This window comes from Marinobacter sp. bablab_jr008, assembly GCF_016464145.1.
In the GTDB taxonomy this organism is placed as follows: domain Bacteria; phylum Pseudomonadota; class Gammaproteobacteria; order Pseudomonadales; family Oleiphilaceae; genus Marinobacter; species Marinobacter nauticus.
The window spans coordinates 1-2086 of sequence record NZ_JACDWW010000026.1; the positions used below are offsets into that span (position 1 = coordinate 1).

Genomic DNA, 2086 nt, shown 5'->3' on the forward strand with positions numbered 1-2086 from the left:
AGCGAGTAGGGTGAGGCGTTACCGCCTCATCCCTCTCACAGAACCGTACATACGGACCACGTATACGGCTCATGCCATTAACTTGCCCTGAACTCGGGGACAGGGATGCCGGTTCGTACTTGGGTCAGATCCATCAACCTCAGCTCATTGTGCAGGTAGGCGTTGGGTAAGGCCAGGCTTGCCAGCGGTGAAGCCGCATTACGCCAGCTTTGCATCTTGATGAACTTAAACGGCGGGCGATAGCCCAGCTGTTTCAGCCTCCGATGCAACCGGCCCGGCTTCTTCCACTGCTTGAGCTGGATGCAGCGCAGGCGCCGCCTTAACCACCTCATCACCTGCTTCAGTACCCTCGCGCAGTTCGCCACCCGGAAGTAGCTGACAAAACCACGCAACACAGGATTCAGCTCGCGGATAATCACCGCAAGCCCCTCACCCCGGTTTCGCTTTGTCAGCGCTTTCAGCTTCTGCTTGAGTTTCACCACCTTCTTGTCCTGGATACGGGTGTAGTTCGTGTGGATCACCACACCCAGGAACTTCGCACCCTCATCGCTATGGGCGATGTGGGTCTTGGTGGCGTTAACCGTCAGCTTCAGCTCTTCTTCCAGATAGCTTTGGGCCACCCGTAACGCATTCTCCGCGCCCGCTCGTGAGCCGCACAGGATCAGGATGTCGTCCGCGTAGCGGACGATCCGGTGACCCCGGGCTTTCATGAACTGGTCGAAGGCGTCCAGATAGACGTTCGCAATCAGCGGGCTGATCACTCCGCCCTGCGGGCTTCCCAGTTCCGTTTCTTCAAGGTGGTACCCCACCATCACGCCGCTTTCCAGGAACTGGCGCAGCAGTGACAGAACACTGCCGTCCGTGATCCGTTGACGGAACTGGCGGATGATCAGGTCATGGTTCAACGTGTCGAAGCATTTCGACAGGTCCATGTCCACAACCCAGTCACGCCGGTACCGGCGGATAAACAACTCCGCCTTGCCAATGGCGTGGTGACCACTGCGTCCCGGACGATACCCGTAGCTCGACGGGTGAAAGTCCGGGTCGAAGATCGGCTCTATGATGCTGCGCAACGCCTGCTGCACAACCCGGTCCCGAACCGTCGGAATGCCCAGCAGACGCTCACCGCCGTCATCCTTGGCGATGGCTACGCGTCTGACTGGTTGCGCCCGATAGCGCTTTTCCTTCAGCTCGAGCAACAGGCACGACAACTCCACCTCCAGATTCGCCTCAAACGCACTCAGGCTCTGCCCATCGATTCCGGCCGCGCCCTTGTTGCGTTTGATGTGTCTGAAAGCTTCATACAGGCGCTGCTTTGACAGCAATTGCCAGTACAGACTGTAGTATTTCCTCATGCCTGCTCATCTCTGTGGTGACGGCTTCGGGGATTGGCTTGGCTGCCGGTGTGCTTCAAACGATCCGTCCGGGTACTAGCGCTCTGGCAATCTGCCGCCACGGTATCGCTCTACTCCCTTGTTCGGAGAACACCAGAGCCACTGCGTTCCCACAGTACCCCAGTGCACGTCCCTGCCCCGTCGGGCAGCTTGTGAACGCAGCGTCCACCTGTTCGCTCGTCGTCCGTCACTCTCGTTAATGACTTCCGCCCTTCGCATCCGATCAGAGCTTTTGACCCCGACCGGTCCGCTGAACCTCCGCCAGCGGTCATTCCGGTTTTATCCTCCACGCTGTTACCAGGCTTCTCAGGCCAGAACTTCCTCACTACTACGGCTTCATCTGCCACCTCGCACCGACTGAGACCTCGGCTTTCACCTTGCGCCACAGCCTCCGGCTTCGCCGGATTCGGTGTCAGGCTTCCCCGGTTACTGCACCGGCTCCCTGTTAACGATGCCACCCTCAAGCACAGCCCAGGTCTGACTGAGTATCGGGCTTCGCGTTATTTCGCACGCTGACCCACCTGAACTGCCGAAGCAGGTTCACTTGCGTTGTGTACCGTTAACTTCCTATGGCTTCCTTCAGACCCCACCGTTGGCCAGTGACGCCCTTGCCAGTCGGATTGTCTTCCCCTCAGTCGGGGTGACGCCATCTTCTTTCAGATGGCCGGGTTTGCCAGCTTCGCCGGGCAAAC

The 2086-nt window shown here is 58.9% G+C and carries 1 protein-coding gene; it reads right to left on the reverse strand.

Annotation, left to right across the window (positions count from 1 at the left end; all coding sequences use genetic code 11):
* Positions 1-77: 77 nt before the first annotated feature.
* Complete coding sequence (gene ltrA, locus JIF53_RS01790; RefSeq protein WP_199451715.1) at positions 78-1355, reverse strand: group II intron reverse transcriptase/maturase; 1278 nt, start codon at positions 1353-1355, stop codon at positions 78-80.
* Positions 1356-2086 lie beyond the last annotated feature (731 nt).